A 23,143-nucleotide genomic window follows, 5' to 3' on the forward strand; every position below is an offset into this window, starting at 1 on the left:
CTGCGACAGCGCGAGACCTCTCAAGCTGCCTGATCGGTGGCCCCTGCCCTGCCCGCCTCCGACCTTGCGATCAGATAATCGCAGGCCTTCTGCGCGTCCGCCGCGTGCTTGAATATCGCCGATCTGTCCGAGCGCAGCACACGCAGCCAGTGATACAGATACGACGCGTTCAACTCGAGCGTATGCGCGGTAAACCCAAGCTCCTGCCCCAGAAAGCAGGACGTCAACTCGGCCACGATCTCTTCGCGGGAATAGGCAGTGTTGCCAAACCGGCTGAGACCGTAGTCTCGGTTCAAGCGATGGGGCGCCTTGGTGGCATGGGCAAGCTCGTGCGCCCAGACCCCGTAAAAGTTCAGCGGGTTCTTAAAGCGCTCAATGCCTGGCATGAACACCTTATCGACGGGCGGATTGTAGCGCGCCTCGGTTCCACCAAAGACCGTCGCAATATCGATGGCATCAAAGAACGTCTGCATATGCTCGATTGGCGCAGATGGCGTATGATTGGGGACCGGACAGGCATCCGGGTGGAATGCCTCCGGCAAGCCCTCGATTTGATCTGCGTTGAACACCCGGTATGACTTCTGGAACCGAAATACGAGGGCTTCTGTGGTATCGCCATCATTGGTATCTTGCTCATCGTCCGACTGTGTTCGACTCTGGCCATAATAAACAACAACAGACGAGCGTTCGCCCTTCCGGATCTTTGCTCCAAGAGTATTTGCCTGTGGCACGGTCATCCAGAACGGAGAGGTAAACCCTGCCATCACCGTGCGCATGGTGAGCAGGAAGTTGTTCACTCCTTGATACGGTTCACTGTTGTGGCGCAACGGACGCGCGCTGCCGCCAGCGGTCCACGGTTTACGCCAAGGAAGAACACCACGTTCGATGATGCGGATGAGTTCATTGGTGATGGCGTCTGATGCGTCGAATTTGGACGTACGGGAACGGGCCATGGCTGGCCTCCTTTCGGTTGGGGTTGATTGGGAAGGTTGGGTTAGGTCGCGCGAGCTGCGCGCGGATCGTTGACGATACGAGCGCCAAGGCGTTCGGCAGCGTCCAGATATGTCAGGAGCGATACCTGGCTGGAGGATGTCCAAGGCTCTGGATCGATCCGGCCGTCCATGGTGACCTTCGGCAAGTTGGCGAAGGCGGTGATGTTGCGGACGGGGTGGTAGTCGATCAGAGGCGTTCCAAGCCGGATAGCAAAACTGGCGAGCGGGAAGCGTTCAACGGGGGCATAGAGCGAGACTGTTGTCAGGCCCAGGTGAAGAATGGTCCCTCCCCCACCGCAACTGACATAGGCATTGGGGTTGTTCAGGGCAGCGCGGAGATACCCAATATCGCGGCGGATCGTTTGGCGTTCCAGCCGACAAGCCTCATCAAGGTCACCACTTCCTCTTAGCTCTCGATGTCGCCACCACGACCGCGCTTCTGCGCGTAGTACGCGCAATACTTCTGTTTGCATGGGAGGTTCCTTGTCAGGACAGACAGGCCGGAAACCGACCCGGACCCGTCAGGAACACCCCACAAGGGTTCCATCAGACAGTCCCAAAACAAGAAGGAAACTTTCACTTTAGAATAACACTAGGCTGCATCTGTAATGGCGGACTGCAAAACAACTCAAAACATGAACGAACTCATTTTCAGGGAACTATTGTGAGAAATAGAACGTGTTTTTCCACTAACCATCTGATAATTATATATTTTAATTGAAAAGCGTGTTTTGGCTATCATCCTAGAGTGTTGAATTTGGTTCAACGGCGATTGAGGTAGGCAATGTGCCTAAATGGTGCGCGTAAGGTATCGGCAAAGCTTCGTGATAGATTGTCTATGGACCAGTGGGTGCTTCCTCATCTTTTATGAGCGCAATAAAATCTGTGCAGCTATCGAGCGTGAGACTTGGCAGCTCACGTTATCTTTGTGTGGGCGGCGGTTCATCAAAGCCGATGATGCTGCTTGGAAAATTGTCCGCGGACAATTTTGAAATCAAACTGCATATTTTTGCGCCGAAGCCAAACGCCGGATGAGTCTCTCTGGGCTAAAATCTTCGCTCTTTGATCCGGTGGTTATGGATCTAAAATACGCACCAACCGCTTTGATTTTGTCATGGAACTGCATGATGGCCCAAACAGTTGCCGCTGCTCTTAACGCACCCAGTCGCTCATGAGCTGCTTCGTAGCTTTGAGGGCTGATCCCTATCATCGGCGCCAGCGTTCGTGCGTGAGCAACGACATCATGAACAGTTTCTATTCTTCTCAGCGAAAACTCTGCTGCTTCCGTACAGGCCGATAGCAATTCTGGTATTGTGATCGGCGCATCTGAAGGCATAGGAGTAGTTTGTTTTTTTTGTGCGATGTTCTTTTTATCAATATGTTCTTTATTTGACTTATGATGGTGCCGGACATTTTGACCGTCACTGGCGGTCAATGTAGTCGTCAAATTAGAAGTTGGATCATCTGGTGACTCTGCTTCAACTTCTTTGATTGGCAGGGCTGAGAGAATTTTCTCACAGTCTTGAAGGGACAATTTCCGGCGGAGGACACGAAAGACGTTCAGAGCCATCGCATCGTTTGGGTTGTCGATCAGGCTTGCATTGGCTGCTGCGCGGATTTTGGCACGCAGATAGTCAATTTGCTCTCGTTCCTTCATGACCTCAGCCGCCATTGAAGCAATCTCATGCAGACGATCGAAAAGTGGTGAGAGGTCAAAGCCAAAGCGAAGGGCTTGGCCGGCGTGGCTGTTGTGTTTTGTGAACCGTTTCCGATTGGGGCTGTCACGGCGAACGAGCAGGCCAATTTCTTGAAGCGTCGCTGCGTGGCGTCTGATTGTTCTGTCTGAGATGCCATTGCGCCGGAACGTGAGCGTTGAGTTTGATGCAAACACGGTGTGGTGGTTACGCTTTGGAGCGAGGCACGAAAGCATCGCGTCCAATGTTGAAATCACCGATGCACTAAGACCGAGTCGCGGGGCCGCGTTTCGGAGCGTTGCGACAACGATGTGGCGTTCTGGAATGGAATTGTCCGCGGACAATATTTCGCTGGTCCGCAGCCCAGTGGGTGCAGTTGCTTGTATAAATGCCATGTTTTTTCACGACAACCTGATGTGAAAAGGCTCCGATATCTCTGAAAATCAGAAAAAAGGCCGCAAATCTTCAGCAACCGAATCGGTTGTTGTTGACTGGCGCGGAGAAGCTGGTAAATCTGAAAGTGCAAAGAACAGATTGGGCTCTCCTAGGGAAACCTTGGGGGGCTCTTTCTTTTTTGGGTTGCTGGTCGTGCTCCTTTTTTAAGTTTTACTGCTCGGTCGACATCAGTCAGGCTTTTGTTCTGACTGCCACGCCTCATAGAGGCGCGTAAGCTCAGCTTCTGCGTTGTTACGCATCCACTGGGCAAATTCTGGGGCATCAGACTTCGACAGCTTGAATGTCAAAGCACGGGCCGTTTCTTTTACTTCAGCCAAAGCCGTCCCATCACCAAGTTTGATGGAGAGGGTAGGGGGTGTAGCTGGTTTGTTAGTGGCCTTAGATTTTAGCGCCTGAGTAATGGCGTCACTGACCATGCCAAAGCGGTCGTCGGAGCTCTTGGCAGCATTAAACTGAAGCGTTGCGGTGACCTGTTCAAGATCGATGCTATCACTGCGCGACTGGTCTGCCAGCTCTTCCCAACGTCTGCGTCCAATGCCATGCGCGGAGCCGATTTGCTCAATGACTGACTTTGGAATAGACCGTGCAACTTTGGCCATGCGCGATAGCATTGGCTTGTCCACAGCGAGGGCATCCAGAATGATTGCTTGCTCGTAGCCACTTGTAGCCAGCTCGGTGGCGAAAAGCGCTTTTTCAATGAAGCTGGGATCTAAGCGTTGAGTGTTCTCTTGTCCCTGGGCAAGAATAGCCTCTTCATCAGAAAGAGACCTGACAAGTGCTTTTGCGGGGATGCCGAGCGATCGTAAGGCCCGCAATCTGCGGCGACCATAAACGATTTTGTAGTGTCCGGGTTTGTCCGCGATGGGGCGCACCATAATTGGTACTTGTTGGCCGTGTGCCTTAATGCTCTCAGCTAGCGTCACAACATCAGCATCGGTGAAAGAGAGACGGTCCTTGGGGCCGTTCTCTTCAATGACATCAACGGAGATTTCTCTTACCGCGTTGCTCGCGACATCCTTCAAAGTGGACTTAACGCCGCTCATTGCGCCGGTATTCGGGAATCGCGCCTTTTGTTCTCCGGCTGGTGCCGCAGTGCCGGCCGCATCGGGTGGGGGAGGGGGCTGGAATAGGTTTCTACGGGCCATTAGTCAGTTTCCCTTCCCCAAGCTTGCTGGATCGTCTTTTCGAACTCATCCGCGACGCCATTAACAGACTCTAATATGCGTGTTAGTGTCTTCTTTACGACTTGTGAGGGATCCAGCTCATAGATGGTTTGCTGTGTCATCCCAGCGTCTGAGATCGCTGTGGATTTGAGCATCGGGGTGGTCAACACTTGATCCAAGAGAATAGACCTCAAGAAACCCGCCATTTGTGATTGTGGTACGTCGGTTGGTTCATATCGAGCGATCAAGAACTTAAGGAAATTCCAATCGATGGGCCCTGCCGCCTCCTCGAGAGTTTGGACAGTTTCTCCAGCCATTTCAAGGAATTGCGCCATCGATGCAACATCCAACATGCTGGGAACAACTGTAATCAGAAGGCCGGTAGACGCCAACAAAGCTGTCATTGTTGTGAAGCCAAGTTGAGGCGGGCAATCGATGATGACGAGATCGTAGTCTGCTTCGACCTCGTCGAGAGCGATCGCAAGGCGTTGTGTGAATGGCGGGTCGATCTTGTGCTGAAGCGCATACGCTGTTTCGGTCTCGTACTCGGATAGCAAGAGACCTGCCGGAGCGAGGTCAAGGTTGTGAAAATATGTCTTTCGGATGACTTGGCTCAGCGGCACAGGGTCTTCGTATTTTAGCGCGTCATAAACGGTGCCGCTCTCAGCAAACTCGATCTCAGGACGGTACCCGAACATCGTGGTCAAGCTCGCCTGTGGGTCCATGTCGATCGCAAGTACCCGATAGCCTCGCAACGCATAGCGTTGAGCTAAGTGGACGGCGCTGGTTGTCTTGCTGGATCCGCCTTTGAAGTTCACTATAGAAATAACCTGAAGGGCATCGTTCTCGCGCCGTCCGGGAAGGTATGTTTCGCCATTCCGACCGGTCTTCGCCATCACATGGCGGATTTGGTCAATCTCTTGGGCGGTATAGAGCCTGCGACCTCTGGAATCCGTCTCTACATCAGGGAAATCACCTTCCTGATGCCGCGTTCGAAGGTTCGACATACTGATGCCGGTGAGCTCTGATACTTCCGCAGGATGAAACTTACGTAGCGCTTTTCTACTATCGGGCTGGAAGCTATTGCGCATATGGTTGTTAAGCGCTTCCGACAGGCGGGCAGCGTTCGACGCAATAGATGCGGCGATAGAGCTGGTTTGCGCGATATTTGCGTTTGAATTCATGCTGCCCTCACGACCTCTTAGTGGGTCATCTGTGTTTCGTCGCTAAACCGCGTGATTTACGACAGCTTGCGACAATTGAACTCATGACACGCAACTTATCCCCAGGCAACAATTTTTTGGCCCTTTCGGTAGCAAAGGGCCCTTCTATTCAGCCGTGATGACTGAAGAACCTTAGTTAACATGTTGAAAAAAAACATTTTGTCGGGATTTTGATGAATTATCGCAACATGTTGTAGCACTTAGGCACATGGTCGCAATTGATAGCAAGCATGACTATGGCTCGAATCGGTTGGATCGCAGGAATTTCTGGAGGTTGTTGTCGGGGACACAAAATTGGCTTTGTGGCCTTGGGCTCTGTTGCAGATAGCGATGTCGCCTTGAATCGAGATTAAGATCCAACTTTCGCGCATGTAAGGTGCGCGAAAGTTGGATTTTTGATCCGCCCCGTGAAGAACCCAATATACCACCGAGTATTTTTCTACTTAAAGCGTAAATCTTATCTTGCGGTGTGTCGCGACATCTTTTGTCTTTGTGAGTGGGGCAGGGGGGCGTCAGAGGCTCTTTACTTTCGATTGGTCTGACTTCGACTTTCAATCGGTGGCGAACGTTCCCGTTCAGTTGCTGGGTCCCATGCGGGATCAGCATAAAACTCGTCAAGATGCACATCTAACTTTACGTGTGATTGCACGGCTTAAAAAACGTGTATACAAACGACACGCTTTACGTCTAAATGTACAGCTCTTAATACGCGTAAAGTACCGGCAACTTCTTTAGGAATGTGACCTTCTTATCATGGCTACCCCAAATGAAAAACTTGCAGCCTCGCTCGAGCTTCTCAAGGAGCGACAAGCGGAACATGGCAACGTCCTTCGAAGCGGTGAGCTTAGCCGGACCCACCGAGAGAGGCTCAAGAAAAATGGTTTCCTAACAGATGTCATTTTGGGCTGGCTGATCGTGACTCGACCACAAGACAAGTCACATGACTCGACCTTCTGGTACACATCATTCTGGGACTTCTGTCGTCGGTACTGCCACGAACGCTATGGCGTGGAGTGGTGCTTCTCGTCCGAGCAATCTTTACTTTTGCACGCCGAAAGCACCCACATTCCGAAGCAAGTGATCATTTGGACTCCCAAGGGGTCTGGCAACAACACGGTGCTGCCGTTCGACACGTCGCTGTACGATCTCAAGAAGGACCTGCCTCCGAAGAGCGACATCGTCACAAAAGATGGGCTGTTCATTCTCTCTGTTGAAGCGGCACTCATCAACGTCCCCGAAGTATTCTACCGCTCCTACGCAATGGAAGCGCAAATTGTCTTGAGCGGTTTGAGGAATACAGGTCCCTTGCTTGTCAAATTGCTCGACGGCGGGCACGTTTTGGCCGCAGGGCGGATTGCGGGTGCGTTGCGTCGCGTTGGGCGCGACAATGAGGCCGACACAATTCTCAAGAAGATGAAGGCCGCTGACTACGATGTCCGGGAGAGGAACCCGTTCGTGGATGGTGCCCACGTGATGCCCCTTGAAGTGGGCAGCTCGCCACTTGCGGCTCGGATCAATGCTGCGTGGGACACACATCGCGACGCCATTCTAGGCATATTTCCTGACGAACCAGGTATGCCTGCCGACAAAGATACGTATCTGGCGGTGATCGACGACATCTACGTCAACGATGCCTATCACTCACTGTCCATTGAAGGCTATTCCGTCACTACAGAGTTGATCGAGCAAGTGCGGCAGGGGTCCTTCGACCCTCTTGGAAATGTGGAGCACAAGAAGGATGTCGATGCGCTTGCAGCCCGCGGTTACTGGCAAGCCTTTCAATCCGTTCGGGCGTCGATAGAAAGAATACTAACGGGGGAGTCGGCAGGGCAGGGGGCCAGACAAGATCATGATAATTGGTATGAAGAGTTGTTCCGGCCGTCTGTGACGGCAGGTATATTGAAGGCTGGCGCATTGGCTGGTTACCGAAATCATCCAGTGTATCTGCGGGGATCACGTCACACGCCGCCGCGCGTTGAAGCTATTGCCGACGGTATGGAGACTCTGTTCAAAAGACTCGAGAATGAAGATTCCGCAGCGGTTCGCGCAGTTCTTGGGCACTGGCTACTCGGTTACATCCACCCCTATCCCGATGGAAACGGGCGCATGGCACGTTTCTTGATGAACGCAATGTTTGCATCCGGCGGCTACCCTTGGACAGTTATTGATGTCGAGCATCGCGCAGCATATATGTCTGCCTTGGAGTCGGCGAGTGTTGGAGGCGACATAGTTCCGTTCGCAAAACTGATCGAGGATCGAATGCAATGGTCAACTTCTCTTTCCCGGTGAGTTGGTTGACTTGTCTATTTGGGCTCTTGGAAAGAAAAGCATGATATTTGCAACGGCAGGACATATTCATAAAAACCAGGCAATTGGGCCGGTGCACATATCAGGTGCATAAGTTTATTCAGTCGTAGATGGCCTATTTGAGCGTTTTCACCAGCCAAGTGATTTCGTTGCGGGCCGCTGCAATGAGGCTTTGGTAAGATTGTACAGAAACATTGGCGGCAAGCCTATCAGGGGAAAGCTTGGGGTCACGCCCTTTGCCTACAACCATAATTTCAAAGGCAGCCGTTGAGTCTAACTGACTGGTTAACTCGTCACGGTAATCCTCAGCTTGGGCCACTTCTTCGCGCCCAATCGTCTTGCTTGGGCGTTTAAATTCAATCAACAGGTAACGTCCATCGAACCCTTGAGTGAGCAATAAGTCAGGGCGCTTACTTGCTCGATCTCCTGTATACTTTCTGTCACAGAACTTTCTCACGACGGTTTTCAAAGACGCATTTGATGCCATCAATGAATAGTGGGTTCCAAATAGCCAGAGGTTTGTGTCCAGCGCCTTATGCATGGTGTCTTCAAGGGTATCAGGCTTGAGCGACAAATCTGTCAGATAGTTCAAGAATTCGATGCGGCGTTGCGCCTGAGAGTGAAGATGGGACAGTTCCAGTAATCCGAAGTCGGCCAGTGCTTCTGCGAAATATAAGACCTCGCCTTTGCTGGCTTCATTGATTTTCTCTAACACCTCCCAGTAACCATCATGTTCCATAGCGTCCAAGGCGACATCGGCAATCACCTGTGCCCTGGCATCACTTTCCGAGTAGTACTTATTGAGGATTTTGTTCAATGCCTTCTCGGCAAATCCGCGCCGATGTTCTGGCAAATTTTCGAGACGCTTGTTAATTTGCTTTTGCAGACGCGCCTTCTGTAGGTTCAGTTGCCGGTTGTGTGTGCTCTTAAGCTTTGACTTAACCTCATCTCGGACAAAGCTACTAATCTGCTCAAATGCTTTGCTGCTTTCGTTGACCCCGCCCCAATCGGCGGTGACCATTCCCGCAGCGTCCGGGACGGAGATTTCACCAGCCAGGTTTTTCAGTAGTTTGCGCGGGATTTCCTCATCGTCGTCGAGTCCAAAGAATGATGGGGGTCCGACAATCTTCCCATCGACCCTCAGACTGATTCCTGCTGTCTTCGGTTTGGATTTTGAATGAGAGATCGTATAGTGCAGGGCAACTGGCCCGGTGGCATCCAAAGTCTCTTTTTTCTTGACGTTGTGTCCTGGCAGGTCCGCAATACCTAACACTTCGCCATTAACGTGAATCTGAAAAAGCCGCTCTTGGCCATATTCTCGAAACAACAGCTCTCTCAGCCTGTCTGCAGTTGGATAGTTGAGACTTTGGTCGAGTGATGTAAGTTCGACGATCGAACCCGTTTCTTTGTCCGATGCGAGATCAATGATGAAATCCAGTGGGATCTTTTCGAGATCATCATCCGCTTCCAGAAGAATTTTCTTGTCGATGGTCAGAGTACACTGGTTAATTCCATTGGAAGAGGTCATTTTCATCGATGAAGCGAGGGTCAGTCCCGCAAATTTTCCAATTCCCTTGCGGCCCTTCACCTTTCGCTTGTGTTTTGGTGTGGTCTCGCCCGACCGTTGCCTCTTGTCGCTGGCGATATCGAGGTAATTTTGACGAATTTGTTCTTCGCTCATCCCGCTGCCGTCGTCTCGCACAACAACGGGAGCAGGCATAAGGGGTGGGGGGATTTCGACCCACACATTCAATGCGTCAGCGTCCCAAGCATTATCTATCAACTCTTTGAGCGCAGCTTCACTGGAACGGTAAGTTTCCCCCAATATACGTGTTAGACGCGGATTTACTAAGAAATGGGCTTTTTGCTGCATGACACTATCATTACCGTCGGTGAAGGATCCTTCAACAGGAATATCAATACCTTGTTCGAGTTGGTAAGCTTTCCTAGGTTTAATTCTTTTCAAAACCCAACTGATCTCCAGCTACCTTAGCGATAGTGATTGCATCATAAATCCCGCGACTTAAGGTAAACTGCAAGAGGGTTTTGTTAATGGCATCAATTCTAAAGTTTTTTCGAGTTATCTTTTTCTACGCATTTTATTTTTTGATGTGCATGGTGGCCGTAGTGACCGTATTGCAAGGCTGGCCCGTTATTGGGCAAATGCTTTTTGCCATCGGGTTACCCTTAATTTTAGTCTGGTGGCAGGAAAGCCGGCGAACACAAAAAAATGTAACCAAGATCTCTGCTACAGGAAGCACGAACGCGACTGTGAGCAAACCCGAACCAGCGGCACAGCCAAGTGGCTATGAGAAACGTATTGAGCTTGAGCGCCAGAAGACGCGCGACGCAAATACCATTTCAGCATCGTCGAGTGCGCGCGCCAATGCACCGCCAAAGCAAACCTACACCCAGAATGCTCATTCTGGAAAAGTAGCCGAGCCTGCGTTTTCCCCTTTAGCAAGACAGTACGAGAACGTGCGGCCAACTGCGCAAAAATCGCAAACGAATTCCCGCAAGAATGGTTGGGTACCTGCCGCAGAGACAGCGACTGTTGCTCGGCGAGATATTGGGGGAATGGTCTACGTCGGAACGCCGCCATTGCTCAATCACCACGGCTACCGTGACAAATGCAGAGCATTCATTGACCCGTCTCTTTCTGTCGCAACGACAGGGGACGATAGGGCAGGGGAGGGCATGTCGTACTGGCCTGGGTACTCCGATATTTCAGCACGAAGCAGGGCGACCTATCTTGAATGGTTGGCAAGTGGCCGTTCTGACCCATCCTATGACCCGGGCTACATGTTCTTGTATTTTTACGGGTTAGAACGGCGATTTTTCGTCGATCAATCCAATGCTGATGCAAAGGATATCATCGCCGAAGTTCGCAGATTGATTTCCGTCTATCCCGAAAACCATTCGGTGAAGCGATACTTGGGAGAATTTCTTGATATCGCGACACTTGCCGAAACTGAGTTTGAGGCGCTGGAGCCGATCTTTGAACGCCAGGGTTGGGAGCTTCCTTTTTCGCTGAAGTATGCGATTGGTGCGCGTCTTGATAAGGGAGAAAACCTGAGTGCAGACTGGGTTCTGAGCTGGTTGATGTGCCATCCAGAAAGCCATTTGCGCACGCCCGCTACGCGGTGCCGTGAAGAGTTTCTGGCGTTGTTCAAGATCCGGTTCGACGATCGTTTTCCCAACGGTTTAAAGGTCAGCAAGCCGCGCAAACACCTCAAAGCAACGTATCGTGCAGCCTCAAGCGAGTTCGAAGGGGCTCTCAACCCGACAGCCGACGGCAAACCCGTTCCTGATATTTCTGGGTTGCGAAAGCCGGTCGAGATTGCGCAGGAAGTTGCAGATGAAGTCATAGACGACCTTGATAAGCTGAGCCGCTATCTTGGTCGGAACCCCGAGGGCAGGGGAAGCATCGAAGCGCACGCCCTCTTGCCACTAGATCTGTGGACTTTGTTCCCATCGACAGAAATGGAAGCGTTGAAAGAGTGGGCGAGGGGAATCATGCAGAGCGGTGGGCTTATTCCGCTGGCCGACGTGATCGAAAAGCTCGAAGGACAGCGCAGCACGAAGATTGGCAAGCGACAGCTAACAGGGGCGGCGGATGCTTTGGCGCGTCTTGGATTTGGGCTGGCACCTGATCCGCGCTTTGCACTGCGTTCACCGAAACCGGAAGAGCCCGTGGTTTTGTTTGATCTCGGCGAGCAGATCGAAAAGCTGGAAGATGTTTCATCAAGCTATCAGACAGCGTTGATGGAGTTGGCCCTTGCCTCGTTTGTTGCCCATGCTGACGGGCGTATCGCCGATGCTGAACGCAAAGCACTGGAGGCACAAATCGCATCAGGTGAGGGGCTGAGTGAGCAGGAGCGGCAACGGCTTCAGGCAAATATGGTATGGTTCCTTGCCGTGCCGCCTGACATGGCGCTGCTGCGCCGCAAACTCAAAGAAGTTGGTGTGGAAGATCAAACGGCGATGCGAGCGGCCCTCGTGGGTGCGGCACACGCCGATGGTGTCATCCAATCCGAAGAAGTCGCCAGCATCGAAAAAGTGTATAAGGCATTGGGCCTTGATCCGTCACTTGCGTATTCCGACCTTCACGCCGGAGAGATTGCAGACGCACCACGCACGGTTCGTGCGGCCCAGCCTGGCAATTCTGGAGAGGCCATTCCTGAACTACAAAAGGCAGCCGGGCCAGTGCTGGATGCATCTCGGATCGCGGCCATCAGATCAGATACGGCGCGGGTGTCCTCTGTCCTTGGGCAGATATTTGAGGCTGAGGAAGAAGCAGAAGAGGGCAGGGACTCCAAGGATGTAACGCTGTTTGCTGGGCTAGATGCAAAACATGGGGCACTGCTGTTGGATTTGGTGGGTCAAGAGAACTGGACCGAGGACGCATTCGAGCAGCTTTGCGGACAGCATGGGTTGATGCCATCAGGTGCATTGGAGGCCGTAAACGAATGGGCCTTTGAGGCCTATGATGAAGCCTTACTTGACGAGTATGATGGATATGACGTGTCTCCCGAGATTGCGGATGCGGTAAAACAAAAATTAGAAGGGGAGGGGCGTCATGTCTAAATTGAAGCCACGTGAGCGCGATGCAATTGTTCAAGCTTTGCGCGCGGGCGTCGTGCCGAAGCTGGGCCTACGCCACATCCAAGTCGGACGCGTTCGCGAGATCGAAGAACTTGTGAAGGACATGGAGCGCATCGCGGACGGCGGCGCTGCCATCCGTTTTGTTATCGGGGAATATGGATCCGGCAAAACCTTCTTCATGAACCTGATACGTTTGGTGGCTTTGGAAAAAGGATTGGTGGTGATGTTCGCTGATCTTGCCCCTGACAGACGTATTCATGCGACTGGTGGTCAGGCACGTGGCCTCTACGCAGAGATGGCGCGCAACCTGTCGACACGCACAAAACCCGATGGTGGTGCCTTGGCCAGTGTGGTTGAGCGGTTTGTCAGCCAAGCGCACCGAGACGCCGAGGAAAAAGACGTACCAACGGGCACAATCATTCGCGAGCGTTTGAGCCATTTTGAAGAACTCACTGGCGGCTTTGAATTTGCAGAGGTCATTCGCCGGTATTGGGAAGGCCATGAGAACGGAGATGACGAACTTAAGTCGGCAGCACTTCGTTGGCTGCGGGGAGAATTCGCAACCCGCACGGATGCGCGCAAAGCCCTTGGAGTGCGCACGATTGTCGATGATGCGAGCGTTTACGATCATCTCAAGCTGATGTCGGCATTTGTGTGCGAAGCGGGTTACAAAGGGCTGCTTGTCGGCCTTGATGAAATGGTGAACCTGTTCAAGCTCACATCGTCCCAAGCGCGCAATGCGAACTACGAGCAGATTCTGCGCATTTTGAATGACGTGCTTCAGGGCAGTGCTGAGAACCTTGGCTTTTTAATGGGGGGCACGCCAGAGTTTTTGATGAATACGCGCCGTGGGCTTTATAGTTACGAAGCCCTACAATCGCGGCTGGCAGAAAACTCCTTCGCCCGAGATGGCCTTGTTGATTTGTCGGGGCCGGTTGTGCGGCTGGCCAGCCTAACGCCGGAAGATTTGTTTGTCCTCTTGGCCAATGTCAGACGCGTGATGCAGGACGATGAAACGGCTTTACCGGATACAGCGCTTGAAGCCTTTATGAACCATTGCTCTGACCGGATTGGAGAGGCCTATTTCAGGACGCCGCGCAATACCGTCACTGCTTTTGTGAACTTGCTGTCCGTGCTGGAGCAAAATCCAGGCGTTGAATGGAGTGACCTGATCGAGAAGATCGACGTCTCAGAAGACCTAGGCGAAGATATGAGCGAGGTGGAGGAAACGACGGGTGCTCAGCCAAGTGGCAGTGATGATCTGATTAGCTTTAAGCTCTGAGGCGCGAGGATGAGCAGCGCCTTTGACCAACTTGCCCGCCCCGTTCAGAAGTGGATTAGACAGCAGGGGTGGCGTGAGCTGCGCGACATTCAGGCGCGTGCAATTCGGACAATTTTCGAAAGTGACAACGATCTCATCGTCGCGGCATCGACCGCTGGCGGTAAAACAGAGGCCGCATTTTTTCCGTTGATCTCTCAGGTGCTGGATGCACCGGCAGAGGGCGGCGGGTTCGACTTGCTCTACATCGGACCACTCAAAGCGCTGATCACCGATCAGGCGGGGCGGCTGGAAGGCATCTGCCAAGAGGCGGAACTTCCAGTGGTGCCGTGGCACGGCGATGTGTCGCAATCGGTCAAAACGCGCGCGATGAAAAATCCCAAAGGGATTTTGCTCATCACGCCAGAGTCGCTGGAGGCATTGTTCGTCCGTCGGGGCTTGGAAATCGCGCGGCTGTTCGGTGCAACCCGAGCTGTGGTGATTGATGAATTGCACACTGTGCTTGATAGTGAGCGCGGGGTGCAATTGCGATCCCTGCTAACACGTCTTGAGTTGGCAATCAAAAGGCCCATACGCCGGATTGGACTATCTGCGACGCTTGGGGATATGGACCTCGCCCGCGCTTACCTGCGGCCTGACAATGCGGAACACGTCACATTGATCGAAGCAGACGGCGGAGAAGCGGAACTGAAACTTCAGCTGCGTGGATATTTTTCCGGTAGAGAAGACGACAACACCCCGTCTGCCACAGACGCCGTCGCAGCGCACTTATTCGAGCATCTCCGGGGAAGTGACAATCTTGTTTTTGCCGGCGCCCGTCAACGTGTTGAAATTTACGCTGACCGACTGCGCAATCTGTGCGAGCAAGAGCATCTACCCCAAGAGTTTTATCCGCACCATGCTAGCCTTTCACGCGATCACCGCGATTTTGTTGAACGGCGCCTGAAAGATAACAGCAAACCGACTACGGCTGTCTGCACATCCACTTTAGAGTTGGGTATCGATATCGGCGATGTAACCTGTGTGGCGCAAATCGGCGCACCTTTCACTGTCGCAGCCCTGCGGCAACGTTTGGGACGTTCGGGACGTCGGGAGGGTCAGCCAGCCATCCTTCGACAATACGCGGTCGAAACGAGGCTGACTTCGGATAGCAGCTTTGTGGATCGTCTGAGACTAGGCCTGATCCGGTCGATTGCGATGATTGATCTGTTGTTGGAGGGCTGGTGTGAACCACCCAAGCCGCAAGCGCTGCATCTGTCGACACTTGTGCATCAGATCCTATCCGTAATCGCGCAGAAGGGAGGGGCACCAGCCAATATTCTATACAGCGTGCTGTGTCGCGAAGGCCCGTTTCGGCAAGTCACCAAAGCAATGTTCACTGATGTGCTGCGCGCGCTCGGTCATCCTGAAACGGGCTTGATAGAGCAAACGGACGGTGGTTTGTTACTCTTGGGCCAAAACGGAGAGCGGCTAGTCGAGCATTATAGCTTTTACGCGGTGTTCAAGACGCCCGAAGAATACAGGCTGGTTTCAAACGGTCGGGATCTTGGGACATTGCCAATCGACAACATCCTCTCACCTGGGATGATGCTCATTTTTTCCGGACGCCGTTGGCTGGTTCAGGAAATCCATGACCGGGAAAAGGTAATTATTGTCAAACCCGCCAAAGCAGGTGTCCCGCCTGTGTTCGGTGGGGACCCGGGCGAGATCCATGACAAGGTAATCGCGCGCATGTTCGATGTGTTGGAAGCTGATACCAAACCCCTCTACATGGATGCAAATTCGCTCGAAATGCTTGAGGAGGCGCGGCTCAACTATGAGCGGATGGGGTTTACTGACGCGTCCCTAGTCAATTTGGGCGAAGAAACCACAATCATCGCAACACGAGTTGGGACAATGAAAACGACGACCTTGGTGCTTGCGCTAAGAGGGTTTGGGTTTTCTGTCGAACAATATGATGGCTTCCTTCAAGTGGAAGCGGGGGACGAAACCCCGCCCCTAACCGAGGTTCTCAAGAGGATTGGGGAAGGTGAAGACGTTGATCTATTTGCAGACGCCGGAAATCTGCTGACTGAGAAGTTTCACCCGTATCTGACCCGCGAATTGTTGGAGCTGGATGCGATTTCATCGAAGCTTGAGCCACTAGCTCTTAACAGAGTGGTCAAGACGCTTACTTTCCAAATACAGGGCGGTTTGTCTTTGGTGACCTGAATGAACTGCAAGGGCAAGGGCAGGGGTCCATCCAAGCAGTAAGCGTACTTTAGCTGCAGATGCGGAGCGGCAAGACAAAAAAGGCGCAAGCGGCCTTTCAACTGGGCAAAATTGACGTTGGCGGCTACGTCCGTGTCGGACGACTGACTTAATTTGAAATATCTACTTCACCTTTAGCGAGAATTGATTACCAATATAAACAACCTTGAGCTTCAATCGCAAAGTGAGAAAAATGACTAAAATTAACTCTCTGAATATTTCACGACATGCGAAATGAAAATTGATGACGTAGCCAAGATCGCGCAGTCTTGTTACCAAGGATGTCCGACAATTGTGTTGGGAAGCGGGGCGACCATGCCATACGGCTTGCCGAGCATGACTGCCTTAAGTGTTTACTTGCGAGATAATTTAACAACTTCAGGAATACCCGAAGACGACGCGTGGACTTTAGTCAGGACGGCACTGGGAAATGGCGACCATCTAGAAGCGGCACTAGAAGGAAAAATCATTCCCCCTTCTCTCTTGTCAAAGATCGTGCGTTTGACATGGCAATGTGTGAATGAAAAGGATCTGTTGCTCCTAGAGACTGCTGCCGCAAATGGGACCGACTTCGTTCTCGGGCATCTGCTTTACGCGATGCTAAATAGTACACAAAATGTAGCCCACATAGTTACGACCAACTATGATCGGGTAGCTGAGTACGCGTGCAATTCGATGGGTTTACTTTACCAGACTGGGTTTGCTCCAGGATACGTTCAAAAATGGGAAAGCGCTGATCGGGTGAAGCTTTTTCATGGCCAGAAGCCTTCCAGCGTTGTAAAAATTTGGAAAATTCACGGGTCGTTAGATTGGTTTAGGACTGCCGACGATCGCACGGTTGGATTGCCTGTCTTCGAATTACCGTCGGAAAACTATACCCCGCTGATTGTCACTCCAGGCCTCAATATGTCCGTCGTCAGGGTTTTTGGAACCAATGGCAGCTTAAACTAAGAGAGAGTTAGGCTCATCTGGTTGGTTTCATTATGCGGCGCGTTGTCTGTGATGCAAGCGGCGCGTTTCGAGCGTCTTTCGTTTGATCCTTTCTCGCTGTTTCAGAATGGCTTTGTCTCGTCCGAAGTAGACGTCGGCGGGTGTGACGTTGTTGAGGCTCTCGTGGTAACGTAGGTGATTGTAATGATCGACGAAGGCCTCGATTTGGGCTTCGAGGTCACCTGGCAGGAAGTAGTTTTCCAGCAGGATGCGGTTCTTTAATGTCTGATGCCAGCGTTCGATCTTGCCTTGGGTTTGCGGGTGATACGGCGCGCCGCGTGAGTGCTTCATCCCCTTGTCTTGCAACCACTCCGCTAGCTCCCCCGAGACATAACTGGATCCGTTGTCGCTGAGCAAACGCGGCTTGTGAACAACGTGAACTTGGTCACAACCAGACGCTTCTAAAGCCAGATCTAACGTATCAGTAACATCCTCAGTCCTCATGTTGGTGCAGAGCTTCCATGAGATGATGTAGCGGCTGTAATCATCAAGGACCGTGCTGAGATAGAACCAGCCCCAGCCAATGATTTTGAGATAGGTGAAGTCCGTCTGCCACAGTTGATTGATGGCCGTAGTTTTGTCTTTGAACTCATTGGCAGCCTTGATGACAATGAAGGCAGGGCTGGTGATCAGATCATGTGCCTTAAGGACGCGATAGACCGAAGCCTCTGATACAAAGTAGCTTTCTTGATCTGTGAACGTGACCGCCAACTCTCTCGGCGACAGTTCTGTTTCTTGTAGCGCCAGTTTCACGACCTTGCGTCGCACCTTGTCGGGAATGCGGTTCCAGACGTGTTTGGGCTTGGGGGATCGGTCTTGTAGCCCAACCTCGCCGCGCTGCAGATACCGATCATACCAGCGATAGAATGTGGTGCGTGGAATGCCGAGCTTAGCCAGCGTCAGCCGCGCCGACAGGTGGCTTTCCTCGACCAGCCGAATGATCTCCAACTTCTCAGATGCGGGATATCTCATTCGTGGTCGCCCCCAACGTCGAACATGCTTTTTTTAAGCAAGCGGAGTTCCAGTGTTTGTTCCGCCACGACCTCCTTCAGGTCACGGGCTTCGCGGCGCAGGTCCTTGACCTCGTCAGTGTTTGCGGCACGTGCTGTATCGCCCGCAAGGCGCCGCTTTCCTGCTTCCATGAAGTCCTTGGACCATTTGTAATAGATGCCTTGGGAGATGCCCTCACGGCGGCACAGCTCAGCAATGCTATCCTCGCCCCGCAGGCCATCCAGGACGATCCTAATCTTCTCTTCGGATGAATAGTGCTTGCGCGTGGCGCGTTTGATGTCTTTGACGATCTTCGCACCAGGGCTCTTCGTTGTTTGTCTCATCTTCCACTCCTCAGTGGTTACGATGAGCCAGAAACACTCTCTTATCAAATAACGCTATTTGGTCCCATAGGCGCTGACGTCAGACACAGCTACACAAGTCAAATTCGCATAAGGTTCAATATGTTACCTGATAAAACCTGAACGCTATGGCTCATTATCGGTCTAATTATAACATAATAAACCTTACAAACCGTCAGTAATTGACCTGTTCGAAGCCGTAGTTTCCTTCGTAATCACGCCAATCAACGAAGACCGATCGATGGTAAATACTCGGGCAATTGTATCCCCATCGCTCAAGTCCAGTATGTGCCTCAGGCAGTGCCGTAGGAGCAGACCGAGCCCATGAAAACTCACCTTGGGTTCCATAGGTGCCGAGGTAAATGGTAGCAGATCGGTTGCAGTCACCGTCGCGGCCCGACTCGTTTTGGCGTGCATATCGGACATCATAAACGCGGATTGAGCGTACAAAGTTGAATTCGGGGCCGCTGATGTCGATGTCAGCGCGGTCTTGGACCAACTGGAGCGCAAATCCTTCCGGAAGCAGGTTCGGCTTTGGTCCGGCAAGTTTTAAAACGGCATTTTCAGAAGGCAGAGGTTCGGTTGCAGGCGACAAAAGCGGTCGTGGGCGATCCCGACTAGTGAACAAAATATCGTAGAACCGACCTCGATTATCCGACGGGGTAACTGGATCATAGGATGCGCCCATCGGACATCGCCAAATCTGCAATGGAGGTTCGATTGGCCAGGGAGTAACCCTCCGGATGAATTCGGCGCGTGCACGGGCGCACGGAACTGATGCTGGCCAACCGCCAGAGAGGCACAGCAGTATTGCGCAGTCGATCTGGTAAGTTTGAGCCTGAACACGATTGGCAAGACCTACGGACGAACCAACAAGTGCAAGTACGACGACAATTGAGTATTTTCGAAATGAGCGAAGCATGTGAAGCATCCTATCGAGTAGGGTGTAAGCAGCATGACTCCGTTAGTATATTATTGCAACTCCAAATATATTATTGATATGTTGCAACCAAGTTGAAATGTCCGTCTTTGTGCAAAGTAGAAATGTCCCACTCGGTGGTGCCAGAGCAGGGCTGGGCAGGGCGGAGACCTCATATATCGCAGCCCTGAACAGCCATGCGGGTGGGTCACTCTGCGGCGAGTGATGAAGGTGTCTCGGCCTTTTCTTTTGCCCTTCGTGCAAGCTTTGAGTTCCAACCATCGTTGCGTTTGCCTGTAGGTTGATAACGTGTCGCTTGTTTGCCGGCGCGGCGTTTTTTGGGAGCGGCGAGATCTTGCTCGGCTTTGATGTGCTCCAAGACCGCGCTGAGATGTTTGTTCTCGGTGATCGCGGCGTGGGTGACGCGTTGATCCTTGTCGAAGACGGAGTAGGGGATTGAGACACCCTTCCAGCGGACCTCAAATTGCCCATCCGGGAAGGCGTAGGTATCGACATATTTGCCCGGCAGCCCGCGCGTGATCTCATTCTCAGCAAGGATGATCCGCTGACGTTCATAGGAGAATGCCAGCTGCGGGCCAACGACACGTTCATCTCGGAAACAGAAGACATCCCGCAAACGATCAGGCTCAAGGTTCATTGGTCTGTGCAGGTTGTCTGCGCGTCGTGGGGCCTTTGCAAACTTGACGTTAAAGCGTTCTGTGAAGTCCGGCAGGAACGCATTGGCTGTCTCCATGTCAGAGATGCATGCCAGCCTGAGTTCCTTGACCAAACGATCCTGTAACGTCCGATTGGCCCGCTCAACACGGCCTTTGGCCTGAGAGCTGTTTGCACAAAGAATCTCGATGTTTAGTGCAAACAGCGCACGTCCGAACTGGGTCATGCCATGCCCGGACTTCGCGGATTGATTGGCGACGCGGAACACCGTGTGCTTGTCTGAATAGAACGCAACCGGTCGGCCATGTGCCGCTAGATACAGATCCAGTGCCTCAAAATAGCTGAACGTGCTCTCAGACGTCACAAACCGCAATTGCATCAACGTACTGGTCGCATCGTCGATAAAGACGAGCAGGGTGCAAGCGGGGCCTCGATCCTCAAACCAACGATGATCAGACCCATCAATCTGGATGAGTTCGCCAAGACATTCACGGCGCAGCCGCGGTTGATGAAACCTACGCCGTTGCTTGCGGCTTAACCAGATCCCAGCATCCTGCATCCATTTACGCAATGTCTCACGCGACACCTTCAGGCCATGATCTTCCGCCAACTTCTCAGCCGCAAAGGTAGGCCCAAAGTCGATGTAGCTCTCGCGGACCAGCGTCACGGCGAACGCACGCACGGCTGGATCGATCCGGTTGTTCGACCGGCGACCGCGCGCCTTATGCCGGATCGCAGCGGGTCCATCGGCCTGGAAGGCTTTCAACAGACGATGCACTTGTCGTCGGCTCAGTCCCAACACGTTGGCCGCAGTCACAGCCGTCATCCGGCCTTGTGTCACTTGGCTCAATACTTCAATGCGGTTCAGCTCGCGTTCGCTCATGATAATCAATCCCACGGCCACACTCCAATCCTGCTTGTTTGACAGGGAAGTGTGACACTTCTACTTTGCAGATGTGAGACATTCTAACTTTGCGGCGACAGATAAAATACGCATAATCCATCTTATGTTATATGTATACTGAAAATTGACTTTTTATTCAATGTGCTGAGGCAGGTAGCTATCGATTTTCAGAAAGAATATCAGACATTCCCTTTGAAGGCGCGTAGTCAGTCCATTGTCATGGAACGATGGCCTTTTTTACCCTGTTGGTACTTTCAAGCGTGCTTGCTGACCTTCTAATTGCCACAGCCGTAGGGTTTAAAATGGTCAAAGAACATGCCGAGCAAAGTTGGCATGATTGCCAGATTCAGAATATTCCAAAAAAAATTCAGAAATTAACGGAACCCTCCAGCGCGGGAACCTTGTTTAGGTCTAGAAATGTTACACTTTGGAGGTTCTTTTCATGTCTTACTGGCACTTTTTCGCGATGATCTTAACATCGACAATCGTAATGTTTGGTTTGATGTATCTTAACACCTATGCGCTCGGACATTTGTTTTTCAGCGAAACGCGCAGCTATATGGCAATTTACATGGGTGCGGCCATGGCTGTGATCATGCTGGCCTTCATGCTGGGGATGTACTCAAACCGCACGGCCAACATCGCCATCTTTACTGGCAGCGCGGTAGTCTTTGCTTTGTCGTTGTTTCTTGTGCGCAGTCAAGCAACCGTTGACGGCATATCATGGATGCGGGCGATGATCCCCCACCACTCGATTGCTATCCTTACCAGTGAACGCGCCAATATTTCGGACCCTCGCGTGCGCAAACTTGCGGACGGCATCATTGAGGCGCAACGCCTTGAGATTGCCGAGATGAAAGCTCTGATCGCCGATCTTGAAGGCGGTCCAGCCGCGACGCCTGAACTCGACGGTAAGTGAAGGAGTACATCATGTCCTTGGAAAGCGCCACGAAAACCGCCGATCTCTACCGCATGGTCATGCCGGATCACGTCTGCCCCTAAGGTCTGAAATCGAAGGATCTTTTGGAGCGGCAGGGATATCAGGTCGAAGACAATCATCTAACCACGCGCGAGCAGACAGACATCTTCATGGACAAGCATGACGTAAAAACCACGCCGCAGACTTTCGTCGCGAGCAAGCGTGTCGGAGGGTATGATGACCTGAGGATATATTTTGGTTTGGACAAGCCCGAGGACGCGCAATCGAGTACGTCCTATCAGCCGATTATAGCGATTTTTGCCGTTGCGTTTCTAATGGCGCTTGCTCTGTCGTGGCACAGCTTTGAGGCAATATTCACGGTTCGGGCCTTCGAATGGTTCATCTCAATCTCAATGTGCTTTCTGGCCGTGCAGAAACTTCAGGATGTCGAGAGTTTTTCAACAATGTTTCTGAACTATGACCTTCTGGCGCGTCGCTGGGTACCTTATGGCAAGGTTTATCCGTTCGGCGAGGCTTTCGCGGGTATCCTGATGACTGCAGGTGCATTGACCTGGCTTTATGCACCCGTCGCAATAGTTATTGGTGGTGTTGGTGCCGCGTCGGTGATCAAGGCTGTCTATATCGACAAGCGGGAATTGAAATGCGCCTGTATGGGCGGTGACAGCAATGTGCCACTGGGGTCCATTTCTTTGACCGAGAACCTAATGATGTTGGGCATGGGTGTCTGGATGCTTGCCAAAATGATTTGATCATTTGCCAGCTTTTTAGGCTGCTTCAGCAGCGCAATGCTGTCTTCACGAAAACGTTGGAAACCTTCCACCGCTGGATGGATTGACGAACAGTTTGAATTCGTTCAGATGTGCGAAATGAAAAAGAAAACCACCACATTCAAAGCACTTAGGGCAGTAGCATGTTTTGCTTTTGCTTTGGCGCTGGTGTTTTTTCCACCGGCGGTGACGCACGCTGGTTCTGGTGCGCACGGCGCAAACCAAGTCGTATCACAAAGCACCGATGGCACGGTTACTGATCATTCAGAGGGTGTTGATACGGTAAATTCCACGGCGCACCTCAATTGTAATAGTGTTTCCACAACGGGCGACGATGAGCCGTCATCCGGCCAATGCTGCAATGGCATCTGCCTACTGATTGTTCTTGATGAAGTAGAGACGCTTGACATTGAGCAAGTAGGAAGAACCCAACACCTGAGACTTCATGAACAAACCAAATCGGTCGAGATGTCTGGGTTTTTGCGCCCTCCCCAAAGCCTAATCTGACCCAAGGCCCGTAGTGGGCCTTCGCTTTGCGTACAGCCGTGCGCAAGCCCGAAGTCTATCAGTCAGGTTACATCTATGAAAATTCGTCTTCTTTCGGGGGCTACTGTCCTCGTGCTTGGC

Annotated in this window: 17 protein-coding genes; 8 read left to right on the forward strand and 9 right to left on the reverse strand. The window is 52.1% G+C overall.

Annotated elements, in window-relative coordinates:
• Window positions 1–20: 20 nt before the first annotated feature.
• From BUB72_RS16155 to repA, 5 genes are all read right to left on the reverse strand, one after another.
• The gene (locus BUB72_RS16155; protein ID WP_073145901.1) at window positions 21–953 is read right to left on the reverse strand and encodes an ArdC family protein; all 933 of its coding nucleotides are present in this window, start codon (window positions 951–953) and stop codon (window positions 21–23) included.
• Between the two features lie 41 nt (window positions 954–994).
• Window positions 995–1,465 (reverse strand): hypothetical protein, encoded by a 471-nt coding sequence (locus BUB72_RS16160; RefSeq protein WP_073145902.1) that lies wholly within the window; start codon window positions 1,463–1,465, stop codon window positions 995–997.
• Between the two features lie 521 nt (window positions 1,466–1,986).
• Window positions 1,987–3,081, reverse strand: coding sequence for a plasmid replication protein RepC (gene repC / locus BUB72_RS16170; protein ID WP_073145904.1), 1,095 nt, complete (start codon window positions 3,079–3,081; stop codon window positions 1,987–1,989).
• A gap of 228 nt (window positions 3,082–3,309) precedes the next feature.
• Window positions 3,310–4,287 (reverse strand): plasmid partitioning protein RepB, encoded by a 978-nt coding sequence (gene repB, locus BUB72_RS16175; RefSeq protein WP_073145905.1) that lies wholly within the window; start codon window positions 4,285–4,287, stop codon window positions 3,310–3,312.
• Window positions 4,287–5,489 carry a plasmid partitioning protein RepA gene (gene repA, locus BUB72_RS16180; RefSeq protein WP_073145906.1) on the reverse strand — a complete coding sequence of 401 codons (1,203 nt, stop codon included), beginning with the start codon at window positions 5,487–5,489 and terminating at the stop codon, window positions 4,287–4,289. Before repA ends, repB begins: the two co-directional genes overlap by 1 nt.
• Before the next feature lie 792 nt (window positions 5,490–6,281).
• Here repA and BUB72_RS16185 point away from each other — a divergent pair.
• On the forward strand, window positions 6,282–7,817 hold the full coding sequence (locus BUB72_RS16185) for a Fic family protein (protein ID WP_073145907.1): 1,536 nt from the start codon (window positions 6,282–6,284) through the stop codon (window positions 7,815–7,817).
• A 133-nt stretch (window positions 7,818–7,950) separates the two neighbouring features.
• Here BUB72_RS16185 and BUB72_RS16190 read toward each other — a convergent pair whose 3' ends face one another.
• Window positions 7,951–9,801: an ATP-binding protein gene (locus BUB72_RS16190; RefSeq protein WP_139250705.1), complete on the reverse strand. Its 1,851-nt coding sequence runs from the start codon at window positions 9,799–9,801 to the stop codon at window positions 7,951–7,953.
• 86 nt (window positions 9,802–9,887) lie between these two features.
• On the opposite strand from BUB72_RS16190, the gene BUB72_RS16195 reads away from it, so the two are divergent.
• The 4 genes from BUB72_RS16195 (at window position 9,888) to BUB72_RS16210 (ending at window position 16,920) form a co-directional block, all read left to right on the forward strand.
• Entirely contained in the window at window positions 9,888–12,422 is a 2,535-nt protein-coding gene (locus tag BUB72_RS16195) for a tellurite resistance TerB family protein (protein ID WP_073145909.1), read from the forward strand.
• Window positions 12,415–13,722 (forward strand): ATP-binding protein, encoded by a 1,308-nt coding sequence (locus BUB72_RS16200; protein WP_073145910.1) that lies wholly within the window; start codon window positions 12,415–12,417, stop codon window positions 13,720–13,722. Before BUB72_RS16195 ends, BUB72_RS16200 begins: the two co-directional genes overlap by 8 nt.
• A gap of 9 nt (window positions 13,723–13,731) precedes the next feature.
• On the forward strand, window positions 13,732–15,930 hold the full coding sequence (locus tag BUB72_RS16205) for a DEAD/DEAH box helicase (RefSeq protein ID WP_073145911.1): 2,199 nt from the start codon (window positions 13,732–13,734) through the stop codon (window positions 15,928–15,930).
• A 273-nt stretch (window positions 15,931–16,203) separates the two neighbouring features.
• Complete coding sequence (locus BUB72_RS16210) at window positions 16,204–16,920, forward strand: SIR2 family protein (protein WP_073145912.1); 717 nt, start codon at window positions 16,204–16,206, stop codon at window positions 16,918–16,920.
• Window positions 16,921–16,950: 30 nt separating this feature from the next.
• On the opposite strand, the gene BUB72_RS16215 is transcribed toward BUB72_RS16210, so the two are convergent.
• The 3 genes from BUB72_RS16215 to BUB72_RS16230 form a co-directional block, all read right to left on the reverse strand.
• Window positions 16,951–18,293 (reverse strand): IS3 family transposase gene (locus tag BUB72_RS16215; protein WP_425435185.1). Its coding sequence is split into 2 segments (ribosomal slippage): window positions 16,951–17,964 and window positions 17,967–18,293, totalling 1,341 coding nucleotides; the frame shifts between segments, so codons are not numbered across the junction.
• 193 nt (window positions 18,294–18,486) lie between these two features.
• Window positions 18,487–19,233: a hypothetical protein gene (locus BUB72_RS19290; protein WP_425435186.1), complete on the reverse strand. Its 747-nt coding sequence runs from the start codon at window positions 19,231–19,233 to the stop codon at window positions 18,487–18,489.
• Window positions 19,234–19,438: 205 nt separating this feature from the next.
• On the reverse strand, window positions 19,439–20,803 hold the full coding sequence (locus BUB72_RS16230; RefSeq protein WP_073145916.1) for an ISNCY family transposase: 1,365 nt from the start codon (window positions 20,801–20,803) through the stop codon (window positions 19,439–19,441).
• Window positions 20,804–21,251: 448 nt separating this feature from the next.
• Here BUB72_RS16230 and BUB72_RS16235 point away from each other — a divergent pair, with 448 nt between their 5' ends.
• The 3 genes from BUB72_RS16235 to BUB72_RS16245 all read left to right on the forward strand — a co-directional run bounded on the left by BUB72_RS16235 (window position 21,252) and on the right by BUB72_RS16245 (window position 23,023).
• Window positions 21,252–21,728: a DUF305 domain-containing protein gene (locus tag BUB72_RS16235; RefSeq protein WP_073145917.1), complete on the forward strand. Its 477-nt coding sequence runs from the start codon at window positions 21,252–21,254 to the stop codon at window positions 21,726–21,728.
• A gap of 86 nt (window positions 21,729–21,814) precedes the next feature.
• On the forward strand, window positions 21,815–22,498 hold the full coding sequence (locus BUB72_RS16240) for a MauE/DoxX family redox-associated membrane protein (RefSeq protein WP_245814903.1): 684 nt from the start codon (window positions 21,815–21,817) through the stop codon (window positions 22,496–22,498).
• A gap of 117 nt (window positions 22,499–22,615) precedes the next feature.
• On the forward strand, window positions 22,616–23,023 hold the full coding sequence (locus BUB72_RS16245; RefSeq protein ID WP_073145971.1) for a hypothetical protein: 408 nt from the start codon (window positions 22,616–22,618) through the stop codon (window positions 23,021–23,023).
• Window positions 23,024–23,143: the final 120 nt, after the last annotated feature.

This window comes from Litoreibacter ascidiaceicola, from assembly GCF_900129235.1.
Taxonomy (GTDB): Bacteria; Pseudomonadota; Alphaproteobacteria; order Rhodobacterales; family Rhodobacteraceae; genus Litoreibacter; species Litoreibacter ascidiaceicola.

Bases quoted from the DNA above. Each gene is read 5' to 3' on its own strand.
- BUB72_RS16155 (WP_073145901.1), bottom strand. From the start codon at position 953: ATGGCCCGTTCCCGTACGTCCAAATTCGACGCATCAGACGCCATCACC.
- BUB72_RS16160 (WP_073145902.1), bottom strand. From the start codon at position 1,465: ATGCAAACAGAAGTATTGCGCGTACTACGCGCAGAAGCGCGGTCGTGG.
- repC (WP_073145904.1), bottom strand. From the start codon at position 3,081: ATGGCATTTATACAAGCAACTGCACCCACTGGGCTGCGGACCAGCGAA.
- repB (WP_073145905.1), bottom strand. From the start codon at position 4,287: ATGGCCCGTAGAAACCTATTCCAGCCCCCTCCCCCACCCGATGCGGCC.
- repA (WP_073145906.1), bottom strand. From the start codon at position 5,489: ATGAATTCAAACGCAAATATCGCGCAAACCAGCTCTATCGCCGCATCT.
- BUB72_RS16185 (WP_073145907.1), top strand. From the start codon at position 6,282: ATGGCTACCCCAAATGAAAAACTTGCAGCCTCGCTCGAGCTTCTCAAG.
- BUB72_RS16195 (WP_073145909.1), top strand. From the start codon at position 9,888: ATGGCATCAATTCTAAAGTTTTTTCGAGTTATCTTTTTCTACGCATTT.
- BUB72_RS16200 (WP_073145910.1), top strand. From the start codon at position 12,415: ATGTCTAAATTGAAGCCACGTGAGCGCGATGCAATTGTTCAAGCTTTG.
- BUB72_RS16205 (WP_073145911.1), top strand. From the start codon at position 13,732: ATGAGCAGCGCCTTTGACCAACTTGCCCGCCCCGTTCAGAAGTGGATT.
- BUB72_RS16210 (WP_073145912.1), top strand. From the start codon at position 16,204: ATGAAAATTGATGACGTAGCCAAGATCGCGCAGTCTTGTTACCAAGGA.
- BUB72_RS19290 (WP_425435186.1), bottom strand. From the start codon at position 19,233: ATGCTTCGCTCATTTCGAAAATACTCAATTGTCGTCGTACTTGCACTT.
- BUB72_RS16235 (WP_073145917.1), top strand. From the start codon at position 21,252: ATGTCTTACTGGCACTTTTTCGCGATGATCTTAACATCGACAATCGTA.
- BUB72_RS16245 (WP_073145971.1), top strand. From the start codon at position 22,616: ATGAAAAAGAAAACCACCACATTCAAAGCACTTAGGGCAGTAGCATGT.